13 protein-coding genes are annotated in these 14,635 nt (G+C 66.6%); 10 read left to right on the plus strand and 3 right to left on the minus strand.

Annotation, left to right across the window (positions count from 1 at the left end; all coding sequences use genetic code 11):
- The first annotated feature begins 24 nt into the window (after positions 1 to 24).
- From ftsA to lpxC, 3 genes are all read left to right on the plus strand, one after another.
- A complete protein-coding gene (ftsA, locus tag AC5P65_RS04545) occupies positions 25 to 1,260 on the plus strand; it encodes a cell division protein FtsA (RefSeq protein ID WP_005408083.1) in 1,236 nt (411 codons plus the stop codon).
- 177 nt (positions 1,261 to 1,437) lie between these two features.
- Positions 1,438 to 2,673: a cell division protein FtsZ gene (gene ftsZ / locus AC5P65_RS04550; RefSeq protein ID WP_021203432.1), complete on the plus strand. Its 1,236-nt coding sequence runs from the start codon at positions 1,438 to 1,440 to the stop codon at positions 2,671 to 2,673.
- A 171-nt stretch (positions 2,674 to 2,844) separates the two neighbouring features.
- A complete protein-coding gene (gene lpxC, locus AC5P65_RS04555; RefSeq protein WP_019661076.1) occupies positions 2,845 to 3,756 on the plus strand; it encodes a UDP-3-O-acyl-N-acetylglucosamine deacetylase in 912 nt (303 codons plus the stop codon).
- A 282-nt stretch (positions 3,757 to 4,038) separates the two neighbouring features.
- Here the strand turns inward: lpxC and AC5P65_RS04560 are convergent, their stop codons facing one another.
- Positions 4,039 to 4,488, minus strand: coding sequence for a DciA family protein (locus AC5P65_RS04560; protein WP_026347140.1), 450 nt, complete (start codon positions 4,486 to 4,488; stop codon positions 4,039 to 4,041).
- Positions 4,489 to 4,500: 12 nt separating this feature from the next.
- Between AC5P65_RS04560 and AC5P65_RS04565 the strand changes: the two genes are divergently transcribed.
- From AC5P65_RS04565 to AC5P65_RS04575, 3 genes are all read left to right on the plus strand, one after another.
- Positions 4,501 to 5,457 (plus strand): M23 family metallopeptidase, encoded by a 957-nt coding sequence (locus AC5P65_RS04565; protein WP_019661077.1) that lies wholly within the window; start codon positions 4,501 to 4,503, stop codon positions 5,455 to 5,457.
- Positions 5,458 to 5,735: 278 nt separating this feature from the next.
- Positions 5,736 to 8,468: a preprotein translocase subunit SecA gene (secA, locus tag AC5P65_RS04570; protein ID WP_111098014.1), complete on the plus strand. Its 2,733-nt coding sequence runs from the start codon at positions 5,736 to 5,738 to the stop codon at positions 8,466 to 8,468.
- A 102-nt stretch (positions 8,469 to 8,570) separates the two neighbouring features.
- Complete coding sequence (locus AC5P65_RS04575) at positions 8,571 to 9,527, plus strand: Nudix family hydrolase (RefSeq protein ID WP_111102183.1); 957 nt, start codon at positions 8,571 to 8,573, stop codon at positions 9,525 to 9,527.
- A gap of 44 nt (positions 9,528 to 9,571) precedes the next feature.
- On the opposite strand, the gene AC5P65_RS04580 is transcribed toward AC5P65_RS04575, so the two are convergent.
- Together AC5P65_RS04580 and metF are read right to left on the minus strand one after the other, a co-directional pair.
- Entirely contained in the window at positions 9,572 to 10,156 is a 585-nt protein-coding gene (locus tag AC5P65_RS04580) for a DUF4124 domain-containing protein (protein ID WP_180832827.1), read from the minus strand.
- A gap of 40 nt (positions 10,157 to 10,196) precedes the next feature.
- Entirely contained in the window at positions 10,197 to 11,024 is an 828-nt protein-coding gene (gene metF / locus AC5P65_RS04585) for a methylenetetrahydrofolate reductase [NAD(P)H] (protein ID WP_111098011.1), read from the minus strand.
- 203 nt (positions 11,025 to 11,227) lie between these two features.
- On the opposite strand from metF, the gene AC5P65_RS04590 reads away from it, so the two are divergent.
- The 4 genes from AC5P65_RS04590 to AC5P65_RS04605 are packed head-to-tail and all read left to right on the plus strand — an operon-like array spanning position 11,228 to position 14,568.
- A complete protein-coding gene (locus tag AC5P65_RS04590; RefSeq protein ID WP_180832826.1) occupies positions 11,228 to 12,160 on the plus strand; it encodes an alpha/beta fold hydrolase in 933 nt (310 codons plus the stop codon).
- Positions 12,161 to 12,184: 24 nt separating this feature from the next.
- Complete coding sequence (locus AC5P65_RS04595; protein ID WP_031270244.1) at positions 12,185 to 13,231, plus strand: sensor histidine kinase; 1,047 nt, start codon at positions 12,185 to 12,187, stop codon at positions 13,229 to 13,231.
- Positions 13,228 to 13,959: a LytR/AlgR family response regulator transcription factor gene (locus AC5P65_RS04600; RefSeq protein ID WP_111098010.1), complete on the plus strand. Its 732-nt coding sequence runs from the start codon at positions 13,228 to 13,230 to the stop codon at positions 13,957 to 13,959. Before AC5P65_RS04595 ends, AC5P65_RS04600 begins: the two co-directional genes overlap by 4 nt.
- A 51-nt stretch (positions 13,960 to 14,010) precedes the next feature.
- A complete protein-coding gene (locus tag AC5P65_RS04605) occupies positions 14,011 to 14,568 on the plus strand; it encodes a DUF3228 family protein (RefSeq protein ID WP_010481895.1) in 558 nt (185 codons plus the stop codon).
- Positions 14,569 to 14,635 lie beyond the last annotated feature (67 nt).

Below are 14,635 nucleotides of genomic sequence, written 5' to 3' on the forward strand. Positions count from 1 at the left end.
AGCCAGCAGGACGCAGGAAAGGACATGAATCGCAAGGGTGACAAATCGCTGATCGTTGGCCTGGACATCGGCACCTCCAAGGTGGTGGCGCTGGTGGGCGAGTATTCGCCGGGCAACCCGATCGAAGTGATCGGCATCGGCTCGCACGAATCGCGCGGGTTGAAGCGCGGCGTGGTGGTGGACATCGAATCGACCGTGCAGTCGATCCAGCGCGCGGTGGAAGAAGCCGAGCTGATGGCCGGCTGCGAGATCCGCTCGGTGTACGCCTCGATCTCCGGCAACCACGTGCAGTGCAAGAACTCGCCCGGCATCGTGCCGATCCGTGACGGGGAAGTGACCTGGGGCGACCTGGATCGCGTGCTCGATGCGGCCAAGGCGGTGGCGATTCCGGCCGACCAGAAGATCCTGCACGCGATCCCGCGCGAGTACGTGCTGGACGATTCGCAGGAAGGCATCCGCAACCCGGTCGGCATGACCGGCGTGCGCCTGGAGGTGCATGCGCACCTGGTGGTGTGCGCGCAGTCGGCCGCAGCCAACATCAGCAAGTGCGTACAGCGCTGTGGCCTGCAGGTGGACGACCTGGTGCTGTCCTCGCTGGCCTCCAGCGTTGCGGTGCTGACCGCTGACGAACGCGAGCTGGGCGTGGTGCTGGTCGACATGGGCGCCGGCACCACCGACATCGCGGTGTTCGTGCAGGGCGCGATCTGCCACACGGCCTCGCTGCCGATCGCCGGCGACCACGTCACCAACGATATCGCGCACATGCTGCGCACGCCCACCCCGGAAGCCGAGCAGATCAAGGTGCGCTACGCCTGCGCCCTGGCCCAGCTGGCCACCGCCGAGGAAAGCATCCAGGTGCCGTCGGTGGGCGACCGTCCACCGCGCCGCATGCCGCGCCATTCGCTGGCGCAGGCGGTGCAGGGCCGCTACGAGGAGATCTTCGAGATGGTGCAGGCCGAACTGCGCCGCTCCGGCTTCGAGGAACTGGTGCGCGCTGGCATGGTGCTGACCGGTGGCGCTTCGAAGATGGAGGGCGTGGTCGAACTGGCCGAGGAAATGCTGCAGATGCCGGTGCGTGTGGGCATCCCGCAGCACGTCACCGGCCTGGGCGAAGTGGTGGGCAACCCGGTGCACGCCACCGGCGTGGGCCTGCTGCTGATGGGCAGCCAGATCGAGCACCCGCGGCGGCCATCGCTGCCGACCGGGCGCGCTGGAAGCATGTTCAAGAAGCTCAAGACCTGGTTCCGCGGCGAGTTCTGACGCGGAACCCGCAACTCCGGGCCCGGCCCGGCGCAACACCCGCAGTACCCGCATCACAACGCAACAACGCAACAACGCAATACACAACCCACACAGCCGCAACGGCAACATGACACGCGAAGGCAGGAGGCCCGACCGTCCATGCCACCGACAAGCGGATACAACGAGGACACGGACATGGCGCATTTTGAACTGATCGAAAAGATGGCACCCAATGCGGTGATCAAGGTGGTTGGCGTGGGCGGCGGCGGCGGCAATGCCGTGGCGCACATGGTCAACTCGGCGGTGGACGGCGTGGAATTCATCACCGCCAACACCGACTCGCAGGCCATCAAGAATTGTGGTGCCAAGCTGCAGCTGCAGCTGGGTACCAACGTGACCAAGGGCCTGGGCGCAGGCGCGAACCCGGAAGTCGGCCGCCAGGCCGCGCTGGAAGACCGTGAGCGCATCATGGACGCGCTGCAGGGCGCGGACATGGTGTTCATCACCGCCGGCATGGGCGGCGGCACCGGCACCGGCGCTGCGCCGGTGGTGGCACAGTTGGCCAAGGAAATGGGCATCCTGACCGTGGCCGTGGTCACCAAGCCGTTCCCGTTCGAAGGCCGTCGCCGCATGCAGGTGGCGCTGAAGGGCATCGAGGAACTGAGCCAGCACTGCGACTCGCTGATCACCATCCCGAACGAGAAGCTGATCACCGTGCTGGGTCGCAACGCGACCATGATCCAGGCCTTCCGCGCCGCCAACGACGTGCTGCAGGGCGCCGTGCAGGGCATCGCCGACCTGATCGTGCGTCCGGGCCTGATCAACGTCGACTTCGCCGACGTGCGTACCGTCATGTCCGAAATGGGCCTGGCGATGATGGGCACCGGCACCGCCCGTGGCGATGACCGCGCCCAGGCCGCCGCCGAAGCCGCCATCCAGAACCCGCTGCTGGATGATGTGAACCTGGCCGGTGCCAACGGCATCCTGGTCAACATCACCGCCGGCGCCGACTTCACCATGGCCGAGTTCGACGAGATCGGCCGCACCATCGATGGCTTCGCTTCCGAAGACGCCACCGTGGTGGTCGGTACCGTGCTGGATCCGGACATGCAGGACGAAGTGCGCGTGACCGTGGTCGCTACCGGCCTGAACCGCGTTTCGGCCAGCAAGACCCAGCGTCCGGGCGAGCGTGCGCCGATCAAGCTGGTCCGCAATGCCACGACCGGCCAGCCGGAGTTCGGCGACTTCGACAACGGTGGCGACGCTGTGTCCAAGGCCGTCGGCGGCATGGGCCTGGGCCTGCGTCGCGCCAGCAGCGATACCGCGGCCGCTTCGGCCCCGTCGGCGCCGTCCTCCCCGGCCCCGGCTGCGGCGGAACTGCCGAACGACTACCTGGACATCCCGGCGTTCCTGCGCCGCCAGGCGGACTGAGCGGGGCGGCCCGGGGTTGTCCTCCCCGGGTAGCGCCACCATGTCCTGAAAACGCGGGCGCCGGGCCAGGATGGGCCCGGCCGCCCTGCTTCACGCGCGTCCTGCCGGCGTTTCAGCCGGGGTAGGGGAGCGTGCGTGTTAATCTAATGTGTCACTTCCGGTCCATCCCCCATGATCCAGCAACGCACCCTCAAGAACACGATCCGCGCCACCGGCGTTGGCCTGCACAGCGGCGACAAGGTCTACATGACCCTGCGCCCGGCACCGGTCAACCATGGCATCGTGTTCCGCCGCGTGGACCTGGACCCGGTGGTGGAAGTGCCGGCCAAGGCCGAGCTGGTCACCGAAGTGACCCTGTGCACCGGCCTGACCTGCAACGACGCCAAGATCCAGACCGTCGAACACCTGATGTCGGCGCTGGCTGGCCTGGGTGTGGACAACATCATCGTCGAACTGTCCTCGGCCGAGCTGCCGATCATGGACGGTTCGGCCGGCCCGTTCGTGTTCCTGCTGCAGTCGGCAGGCATCGTGGAACAGGATGCGCCCAAGCGCTTCATCCGCGTGCTGAAGACCGTGGAAGTGACCGAGGGCGACAAGGTGGCCCGCTTCACCCCGTACGAGGGTTACAAGCTGGGCTTCACCATCCAGTTCGACCACCCGATGATCCCGGCCAAGCAGTCGCGCCAGGAAATCGAGTTCTCGACGCTGGCCTACACCAAGGAAATCTCCCGCGCGCGCACCTTCGGTTTCATGCGCGACCTGGAATACATGCGCGAGCGCAACCTGGGCCTGGGCGGTTCGATGGACAACGCCATCGTGCTGGACGAGTTCCGCGTGCTCAACGAAGACGGCCTGCGCTACGCCGACGAATTCGTGCGCCACAAGATCCTCGATGCGATCGGCGACCTCTACCTGGCCGGTGGCCAGGTGCTGGGCGCTTACGAGGGCTTCAAATCCGGCCACGCGCTCAACAACAAGCTGGTGCGGGCGCTGATGGCCGACGCCACTGCCTGGGAATGGGTCAGCTTCGACTCGCCTGCCACCCCGGGTCCGGTCGAATACGCCACTCCGGCCTATGCCTGATTCCGTAGGCCGTTGAATTTGAAGATAAAAACGCCGCCACCCAAGGCGGCGTTGTTGTTTCCGGCGAAGACGACGCATTCAGTGTGCTTGAAAAGGCATCAAGGCCAGTTCGAGGTCACGGTTTTGTGAACCTGTTGGATCCGAAGCCTGAATTTAACGCCGTTTTAACAACAATCTAACGACAGGCCCCTGGATGGCCGCTAGGATGCGACCCGGCCCCCGAAATGTTTCACGCCGTGGTGACACGCGCGATGGGGAGCGGAGCCGGATGCTCCGTTGCCATCATGACCGTTTCTTCGGTTTGGAAGGAACGTCCTGCAGGCAAGCCAAGGCGTCGCGTAGCCCTTTGTGCGTGGCGGCTGAAACTGCGTGGGGTCCATTCCGGTTGTCGAGCGCTGGGGAGCGCGTGGGAGTGGGAGACGCAGTCTTGATGGTCACCTTGGTGGCCTTCAGCCCGATGGAACGGGCCGCGTCGAGCAACTGGGCTTCGGCAAGCCGCAACTTGGCATGCCAGACCGGGGATTCGACGAGAAAAACGAGGTGTTCCCCGTCCACATTGGCCAGCCGGCAGCGGCTGCGCAGAGGTGGCGGCAACTGGGGGCGCAACTGTCGGTCCAGCGCGTCGAGCCACAGGGCACGCCGCAGCGGGTTCCCGCTTTTGTCCGCCATTACCGCATCCAGCGCCGGTTTCGGTGCCGACGCGGGGCGAACGCTGGATTTCGGCTCAGACATGAAAACTCACTGATGGCATTCAAAAAGATCGTAATCAAAACGCGTGAAGGACAGGCCAAATCGTCGCCGATCACGCGTTTGCGGTTCTATTTCGAGGACCGCCCCCGCGCCCTGCTGGGCAGCGTGCTCGGGGTAGGCTGCATTATCGGCCTTGCTGGCGGCATTGGCGTCAGCGCGCTGAATGATTCCCGGCTGCAGGCCAAGGTCGAGCGCCAGGATGCGGAGCTGGCCAAGGTCAAGCGCGATGCGCAGACCCAGGTCAACGCGCTGGCGGCCCGTCTCGGCGAGCTGCAGGCCCAGGCCACCCGCCTCAACGCGCTCGGCGAACGGCTGACCCAGATGGGCAAGCTGGAGGATGGCGAGTTCGACTTCAACGAGACCCCCGGTCTCGGTGACGGTGACGCAGGCGGTCCGACCAGCGACATCCCGGTCAAGGACGTCAACGCCGACTTACAGGTGCTGGAGCAGCGCTTCGCTGCTTCAGGCCGCCAGTTGTCGGTGATGGAGTCGCTGATGTTCGACCACCAGCTGCAGCAGAACGCCGTGCCTTCGCGCATGCCGATCCGCAACAGCTACGTGACCTCCGGCTTCGGCACCCGTGCCGACCCGTTCGGCCGAGGCGCCGCCACCCACAAGGGCATGGACTTCCACGCCAAGGTCGGTGACCCGGTGATGGCCGTGGCCGAAGGCGTGGTCAGCTTCGCCGGCGTGAAGGGGGGCTACGGCAACGTGGTCGACGTCGACCACGGAAATGGCTACGTCACCCGCTACGCGCACAATTCCCGCCTGGTGGTGAAGGCCGGCGACCTGGTCCGTGCCGGCCAGGAAGTGGCCAAGGCCGGTTCCACCGGTCGTTCGACCGGCGCCCACGTGCACTTCGAGGTGTGGGAGAACGGCAACGTGGTCAACCCGCGCAAATTCCTCGGCGACGGCGGCAACACGCCGGTCGGCCGCGTCAGCCGCGGCTGATCCCGGGTCGGATCCCTTCCGCGCCGCGGGAGGGCTCTGACCCGATGCGGTTGACCTGGTAGTGCCGGCCGCTGGCCGGCAACCTCATGATCTTCGGCAGCATCGCGGATCACCGGCCAGCGGCCGGCACTACCCCATCGGGGTTGAAACCTCAGCCGCCCGTCCCAAGCTACAATGGGTGTTGCCATCGACAGGGCGCCAGGCGCCCTGTTTCGTTTGCGGCGGACGGATCCCCAGGGGGAGGCCGGGCGTCGTGTCCATCCAACCCGGTTCCTTCAATGATCAACAGCCTGCTTACCCGCGTATTTGGCAGTCGTAACGAACGACAGCTGCGCCAGCTCAACCGCATCGTCGCCAAGATCAATGCGCTGGAGCCGGAGATCGAGAAGCTTTCCGACGAGCAGCTTCAGGCCAAGACGCCGGAGTTCAAGCAGCGCATTGCCGGTGGTGAAGCCCTGGACAAGGTGCTGCCGGAAGCCTTCGCGGTCTGCCGTGAAGCCGGCCGCCGCGTGCTGGGCATGCGCCACTACGACGTGCAGCTGATCGGCGGCATGGTGCTTCACCTGGGCAAGATCGCAGAAATGCGCACCGGTGAAGGCAAGACCCTGGTGGCGACCCTGCCGGTGTACCTCAACGCGCTGGAAGGCAAGGGCGTGCACGTGGTCACCGTGAACGACTACCTGGCCCGCCGCGACGCCGCGCAGATGGGCAAGCTGTACAACTGGCTGGGCCTGAGCGTGGGCGTGGTCTACCCGGGCATGCCGCACAGCGACAAGCGCGAAGCCTACGCCGCCGACATCACCTACGGCACCAACAACGAATTCGGTTTCGATTACCTGCGCGACAACATGGCGCTGTCCAAGGCCGACCGCTACCAGCGCGGCCTGCACTACGCCATCGTCGACGAAGTCGACTCCATCCTGATCGACGAAGCGCGTACCCCGCTGATCATCTCCGGCCCGGCCGATGATTCCCCGGAGCTGTACATCCGTGTCAACCGCGTCGTGCCGCACCTGGTCAAGCAGGAAGCGGAAGACGGCGAAGGCGACTTCTGGGTCGACGAGAAGGGCAAGCAGGTGCACCTGTCCGAAGCGGGCATGGAGCACGCCGAGCAGCTGCTGGTTGAAGCCGGCATCCTCAACGGCGAAACCGAAGGCCTGTACGCGGCGCAGAACCTGACCGTGGTCCACCATCTCAACGCCGCCCTGCGCGCGCACGCGATCTACCAGCGCGACGTTGACTACATCGTGCGCGACGGCGAAGTGGTCATCGTCGACGAGTTCACCGGTCGTACCCTGGCCGGCCGCCGCTGGTCCGATGGCCTGCACCAGGCGGTGGAAGCGAAGGAAGGCGTGCCGGTCCAGCGCGAGAACCAGACGCTGGCGAGCATCACCTTCCAGAACCTGTTCCGCATGTACAAGAAGCTGTCCGGCATGACCGGCACGGCCGATACCGAAGCCTTCGAGTTCCAGAGCATCTACGGCCTGGAAGTGGTGGTGATCCCGACCAACCGCCCGACCATCCGCAAGGACAGCCCGGACCAGGTGTTCCTCAACCGCAAGGGCAAGTTCAATGCGGTGCTGGCCGACATTGAAGAGTGCGCCAAGCGCGGCCAGCCGGTGCTGGTCGGTACCACCTCGATTGAAACTTCGGAAATGCTGTCCGAGCACCTGAGCAAGGCCGGTGTGAAGCACGAAGTGCTCAATGCCAAGCAGCACGACCGCGAAGCGACCATCGTCGCCAACGCCGGCCGTCCGGGCGCGGTGACCATCGCCACCAACATGGCCGGCCGTGGTACCGACATCGTGCTGGGCGGTTCGCTGGAAGCAGAGCTCCACGCGCTGGGCGAGGACGCGACCGACGAGCAGAAAGCCGCGGTCAAGGCCGACTGGCAGAAGCGCCACGAGGCAGTGAAGGCGGCGGGCGGCCTGCACATCGTCGGCACCGAGCGCCATGAGTCGCGCCGTATCGACAACCAGCTGCGTGGCCGTTCCGGCCGCCAGGGTGACCCGGGTTCGTCCCGCTTCTACCTGTCGCTGGAAGACAACCTGATGCGCATCTTCGCCTCCGACTGGGTGCAGAAGGCCATGCGCATGATGGGCATGAAGGAAGACGACGTCATCGAGGACCGCCTGGTCAGCCGCCAGATCGAAAAGGCGCAGCGCAAGGTCGAGGCCCACAACTTCGACATCCGCAAGAACCTGCTGGACTTCGACGACGTCAACAACGACCAGCGCAAGGTGATCTACGCCCAGCGCGACGAGCTGCTGGACGCCGAATCGGTGAAGGACAACGTCGACGGCATCCGCGACGACGTGATCTTCGACGTGGTGGCCCGCTTCGTGCCGCCGAACTCGATCGACGAGCAGTGGGACCTGCGTGGCCTGGAAGCGACCCTCGAGTCGGACTTCGGCCTGCAGATGTCGCTGACCGACCTGGTCAAGGAACACGAGGAGCTGGACGCCGAGGCGATTGCCGCCAAGGTTCAGGAACGCGTCAACCAGCACTTCGCCGAGAAGGAAGCCGGCGTGGGCGAAGAGACCATGCGCGCGCTGGAGAAGCACGTGATGCTGACCGTTCTGGACCAGAGCTGGAAGGAGCACCTGGCGCGCATGGATTACCTGCGCCAGGGCATCTACCTGCGTGGTTACGCGCAGAAGCAGCCGAAGCAGGAATACAAGAAGGAAGCCTTCGAGCTGTTCTCGGACATGCTGGAAAACGTCAAGCGCGAAGTGGTGACCCTGCTGTCGCGCGTGCGCATCCGCAGCGACGAGGAAGTGCAGGCGCTGGAAGCGGCCGAACGCCAGCAGGCCGAAGCCCGCCTGAGCCAGTCGCAGTTCCAGCACCAGGACGTGGGCGGCTACAGCGCCGACGAGGAAGCCGCGCAGGTGCAGGCTGCCCAGCAGGGCGTGGCGCAGATGCAGCGCGACGAGCCGAAGATCGGCCGCAACGATCCGTGCCCGTGCGGCAGTGGCAAGAAGTACAAGCACTGCCACGGCCAGCTGAGCTGATGCCGAAGAGCCCCGCGAAAGCGGGGCTTTTCGTTTGTGGCAGGGGAGTTGCAGCGGATCCGTGATTGCGCCGGCCGCCCTGTTCTGGGCATGCTTCCCCCCATGCCTTCCCCCACCCGATCGATCCACGTTGTGGCCGCCGTCATCACCGACGCCCGTGGCCGCGTGCTGCTCAACCGCCGTACCGAGAACCGCGACATGGCCGGCCTGTGGGAGTTTCCCGGCGGCAAACGCGAATCCGGCGAGACCTCCGAACAGGCGCTGGTGCGCGAGCTGCGCGAGGAACTGGGCATCGAGGCCGATGTCGGCGAGTGGCTGATGGATGTGCCGCAGCGCTATCCGGACAAGCACCTGACCTTGGAGGTGCGCCACGTGCGCAGCTGGAAGGGGACACCGCGTGGGCGGGAGGGCCAGGCGATCACCTGGGTGGCGCCCGACAAGCTGGGCCGCTATTCAATGCCGCCGGCAGACCTGCCGGTGGTGGCCGCCCTGCGCCAGCCCGACAGCTACCTGATCACCCCGCCGCCGGCCGATGATGAGGGCGGCGTGCGGCATTGGCATGAACAGCTGCAGCGCGTGGTGGCTGCGGGCCAGCAGCGCATCCAACTGCGGTTGCCGACGGCCCATCCGCAGCGGCAGGCGATGGTCGAGCAGGTCGTGCGTGCGCATCGCCGCAGCGGCGTGCAGTGGCTGCTCAACCGCGATATCGAGCTGGCACGCGCACTGGGCGTGGGCGTGCATCTGGGCAGCGAACAGCTGCTGGAGCTGTCGCAGCGTCCGCTGCCCGAAGGCCAGCTGGTGGCCGCGTCCTGCCATGACCTGCAGCAGCTGCAGGCCGCACAGCAGTTGGGCTGCGACTTCGCCGTGCTGGGTCCGGTGCAGGCCACGGCCAGCCATCCCGATGCCGTGCCGCTGGGCTGGGATGCCTTCGCCGAGCTGCGTGCGCAGGTGTCACTGCCGATCTACGCGCTGGGTGGCATGGGCAGTGGCCACATCAGTGAGGCGCGTCGCCATGGTGGGCAGGGCATCGCCGCCATTCGCGCGCTGTGGCCGGCGTGATGTCAGGGTCGGATCATCGCAACGCGGGGCTCTGACCCTCCCGATCACAACGTGATCCAGAAACACCCGTACTGCCGCCGCAACCCCAGCACCGTCGAAGCGCGCGACACGCTGCCGGGCAAGGTCTGTTCCAGGCGCAGGCCGATCGGATGCCGCGCCACGGAGGCCACAGAGTCGGATCCCTGCGCAGCAGGGCTCTGGCCCTCATCCTGCGATTGCGGCAGCGCCTGCGAGGGATACACCGGCACGACGTCCACCAGCGGCCGCCGCACCAGCGATTCCAGTTGACCGAGGATTCGCTGCGCGCCCGCATCGGAGACCGCGCCCCACAGGTACAGCGAGGACAGCCGGTTCACATCATTGCTGACGATGCCGTTGCGCAATGCGTCCACCAGTTCACTCAGCCGACGCGGGCAGCGTGCCCCCAGGGTATCGCGCTGCAGGATGTTGCCGCTGGGCGCAGGCGGCGGCAGCCGCGACTGCGCACCCAGGCTGTCGCAGGGACGGTCGGTATACACGCTCTGGCCCTGGGCATCGGTACAGCGGTTCAGGCGCGTGGACTGTGCGTGGGCGACGCTCGACAGCACGCACAGCGGCAGCAGCAACAGCAGGAAGGAAAGCCGGATCATGCCCGCAGGGTAACGCCGATCATGCTCGCGCGGCGTGCTTTCAGCCCTGGAGCAGCTTCAGCACCGAGGTGGTCGGCTTGGCCAGGTTCAGCGTGTAGAAGTGCAGGCCGGGCGCGCCGCCTTCGATCAGGCGCTGGCACAGCCGGGCCACCACTTCCGTGCCGAATGCACGCACCGACTCCGCATCATCGCCATAGGCCTGCATCTTGCGACTGATCCAGCGCGGAATCTCCGCACCACACTGTTCGGAGAAGCGGCGCAGCTGGCTGAAGTTGGCGATCGGCATGATGCCCGGCGTGATCGGCACCTGCACGCCCAGCCGCCGCACTTCATCGACGAAATGGAAGTACGCGTCCGGATTGAAGAAATACTGGGTGATGGCCGCATCGGCACCGGCATCGATCTTGGCCTTGAAGTGCCTCAGGTCAGCCAGTGAATCGGAGGCCTGCGGATGTGTCTCCGGATACGCGCCCACTTCGATGTGGAACGCATCGCCGTGTTCGGCGCGGATGAAGGCGATCAGTTCGGCGGCATAGCGCATGTCGCCGGGAAAGCCCATGCCCGAGGGCAGGTCGCCACGCAGCGCGACCAGGCGGCGGCAGCCGATGGCGCGGTACAGCTTGAGCAGCTCGCGGATTTCCTGGCGGGTGCCGCCCACGCACGACAGGTGCGGCGCGGCATCGAAACCGTGGTGCTGGTTGAGATGGCGCACGGTTTCGGAGGTGTAGCTCAGGGTCGAGCCACCGGCGCCGAAGGTACACGACACGTACTCGGGACCGTAGTCCTTCAGCTTGGCCGCGGCACGGTCCAGCTGGCTGCGCTGTTCGTCGGTCTTGGGCGGATAGAACTCGAAGCTGATGGCGGTCATGGCGCGGGCGGCGGCGGCAGGTGCGAAGCAGTATATCGCTTCATCAAGATGGATGTTTGAAGATTGCGTGAGGACCAACCGTCCCCAACCCGCGACCGTTCGCCCCGCCGTGCGGCCGCTGCTCCGAAATCGCAACCGGCATGCGTCGGCCGGGCCCACGCTGCTCCCATCCCGGCAGCACCCACCCGATGAAGGAGCAGACGATGAAGATCTTCCTGGCACTCTGGTACGCAATGAAGGCGCTGGCCCGGCTGGCGATGATCGGCATGGCGATGGCCGTGCTCGGTTCCGGCTCGGCGCATGCCGCCACTGTCGGCGCCCCGGGTGCGGGCAAGGTGCAGGTCGAGGTGGTCGGCAAGGGCCGTCCGCTGCTGATGATCCCCGGCCTGAACAGCAGCGCCGAGGTCTGGCGCGAGACTTGCCTGGCGCTGAAGGACGTGCAGTGCCATCTGGTGCAGCTGCCGGGCTTTGCCGGCGCTGCGCCTGCCGACCCGCGCCCGGCCGAATTCCTGACGGCGATGCGCGGGCAGCTGCTGGCCTACCTGCACGACCAACAGCTGGGCCCGGTGGTGGTGATCGGCCACAGTCTTGGCGGCCTGCTGGGGCTGCAGGTGGCGCAGGCCGAGCCGAAGGCGGTCAGCGCACTGGTGGTGGTCGATGCATTGCCGTTCCTGCCGGCGGCGCGTGACCCGAACGCCACCGCAGACAGCGTGCGGCCGATGGCCGACCACCTGCGCAAGGGCATGCTCGCCGCCGATGCCGCGCAGTGGCAGGGGCAGCTGAAAGCCGGCCTGCCGGGCATGACACGCGATCCGCAGCGGCAGGCCGAACTGGGGCGCTGGGGCGAAGCCAGCGACCGCCAGACCACCGCTGACGCCATGCATGCGGTGATGACCACCGACCTGCGTGACAGCATCGCCTCGATCACCGCACCGACGCTGGTGCTGGGCAGCTGGGCCGGCTACCAGCCGATGGGCGGCACCGAGGACAGCACGCGCGCGGTGTTCCATGCGCAGTACGCGAAACTGCAGGGCGTGCAGATCGCGATGAGCGCGCAGGGGTTCCACTTCCTGATGTGGGATGATCCGCGCTGGCTGCGCGGTCAGGTGCAGGCCTTCCTCGACCACCACCACTGAGTTTCAACACGCCTCGGAATGGACATGCCGGATTCCTCCTCGACGGTACGCTTCTGGCTGCTCAATGCGCTGGTGTGGGCGCTCTATGGCGTTGCCGGAATCGGCCTGCGCCAGGCCTATTTCAGCGATGCCGGAAGCGCAGGCGTGTTGATCACGCTGGGCCTGGCGTTGGCCCTGTTCGGGTGCAGCGGTGCCATCCGTGCGCTGGCGCTGCGTGCCGACTGGTGGGCGCGCGGCACGGCCGGGCTGTTGCTGCGGCTGGCGCTGTCGGTGGCATTGGGCGCGGCAGTGGCGCAGCTGCTGGTGAACATCGCGCTGCACTCGGCGCTGGCCTGGAACTGGGTGAGCCTGGGGCGGAAGACGGCCGACTTCAGCCCCAAGGCGCTGCTGCTCTACTGGTACACCACTGCGGTGATGCTGGCCCTGTGGGCAGCGCTCTGGGCAGGCCTGCACAGCCTGCGCCGGATACGCAGTGCGGACCTGGCGCGCCTGCGTGCCGAGGCCGAGCGCAGCGCGCTGGAGCGCGATGCACTGCGTGCACGGCTCAACCCGCATTTCATGTTCAATGCGCTGAACAACCTGCGTGCGCTGATCCTGGAAGATCCTGAGCGTGCGCGCGACATGGTCACCCGCCTGTCGCGCACGCTGCGCCAGGCGCTGGCACACAACCGCAGCGAGCAGGTCACGCTGGCGGAGGAACTGGCGGTCGTGGACGACTACCTGGCCATCGAGGCAGTCCACTTCGAACAGCGCCTGCAGGTGAACCGGCAGATCGATGCCGACGCCCTGCAGGCACAGCTGCCGGCGATGGCGCTGCAGCTGCTGGTGGAAAACGCGATCAAGCATGGCATCGCCAGCCGCCCGGGCGGCGGCGGGATAGAGATCCGGGCCACGCTGGACAATGACGTACTGCGCCTGCAGGTGGACAATCCGCTGGGCGGCGCCAACGAGCCCACCCATGGCCATGGCGTCGGCCTTGCCTACCTGCGTGCGCAGCTTGGCACGCAGGGGAGTTTCATGTTGCAGCCGGTCGGCGACCGCATGCAGGCCCTGCTGGAGATTCCGCAATGAGTGGCGTGCTGCGTGTGTTGATCGTTGATGATGCACGGCTGGCGCGGCAGGAGCTGCGCACGCTGTTGTCGGCGCTGCCATGGGTGCAGTGCGTGGGCGAGGCCGACGATGTGCCCGCTGCACGCGAGGCGATCGCCACACTGGCGCCGGACCTGGTGCTGCTGGATGTGCAGATGCCCTCCGGCAGCGGCTTCGATGTGCTGGATGGGCTGGAGACGGTGCCGGCGGTGGTCTTCGTTACCGCCTACGACACCTATGCGGTGCGCGCCTTCCAGGCCAACGCGCTGGACTATCTGGTGAAGCCGGTCGAGGCGCCGCGCTTGCTGGAAGCGTTGCAGCGGGCGCGCCAGCGCGAGGTGGTGGCGGGCGAAACGCCGGAGCCGCGCAGCACGCTGGGCGCGCAGGACCAGGTGTTCGTGCGCGAGGGCGAACGCTGCTGGTTCGTCGCGGTCTCGGAGATCCGTCTGCTGCTGGTGGATGGCAACTACACACGGCTATGGTTCCGCGACCAGAACGCCCTGCTGACCCGCAGCCTGAGCGCGCTGGAAGCTCGCCTGCCGCCGGAGTTGTTCTTCCGCGCCAACCGCAACACGCTGGTCAACCTGCGCCGCATTCGTGGCGTGACGCCCAGCATTGCAGATGGCTACGACCTGACGCTGGACGACGGCAGCGAGGTGGAGGTATCGCGGCGGCAGGCACGTGAACTGCGCGAGCGGATGGCGTTGTAGGGGCTGCCAGCAGTTACCCTGTGCAGCAGAACTCCTGATCACACCTGCGCCATGTCCATCGTCCTCACCGATTTCGCCCGTCCCCGCCTGTTCCCGCGCGTGCCGCGCGGCAACACCATCCAGGACTGCACTGCCGAGCAGTTCGAGGCACACCTCAATGCGCAGGCGCCGCTGAAGGTGCTCGACGGCTACGCCCCGTTCTGCAAGCTGTTCGTCTACGAGAACTGGACCAGCACGCGCTGCCTGACGGTGCCGGTCACCGAGGCCAACCGCCACCTGCTGCGCAGTGGTTACGAAGCGCGCAACCGCGAGGAATTGCCGGTGCTGGTGCGTTGGTTCGAGGGCGTGGAATCGCCGCGTGCGAACTACCTGGTGGTGATCCTGTACAGCGCCGAGCAGCTGGCCAGGGAAGGTTCGCCGATCGAGGCCGACTGGGGCATCGTCGGCTGCATCTACACCGCCGAACCGGAAGAGGTGCCAATGGCGCCGATCACGATGATGCGCAATGCGCTGGGCGTGGAGGAGGGCGGCTCCGGCGTGCCGCTGGACCGTGAGGCGTACCGGCGTTCTGTCGAGTTCTGGGAGAACAACGCGAACTGGCGGCCGTGAGCAATATTTGCCATCCACGCATCGCGTGAATGTGCGGGCCGCAGTAGAGCCACGCCATGCGTGGCTG

The sequence above is a fragment of the Stenotrophomonas sp. YJH_SMC_48-3 genome (assembly GCF_059369375.1).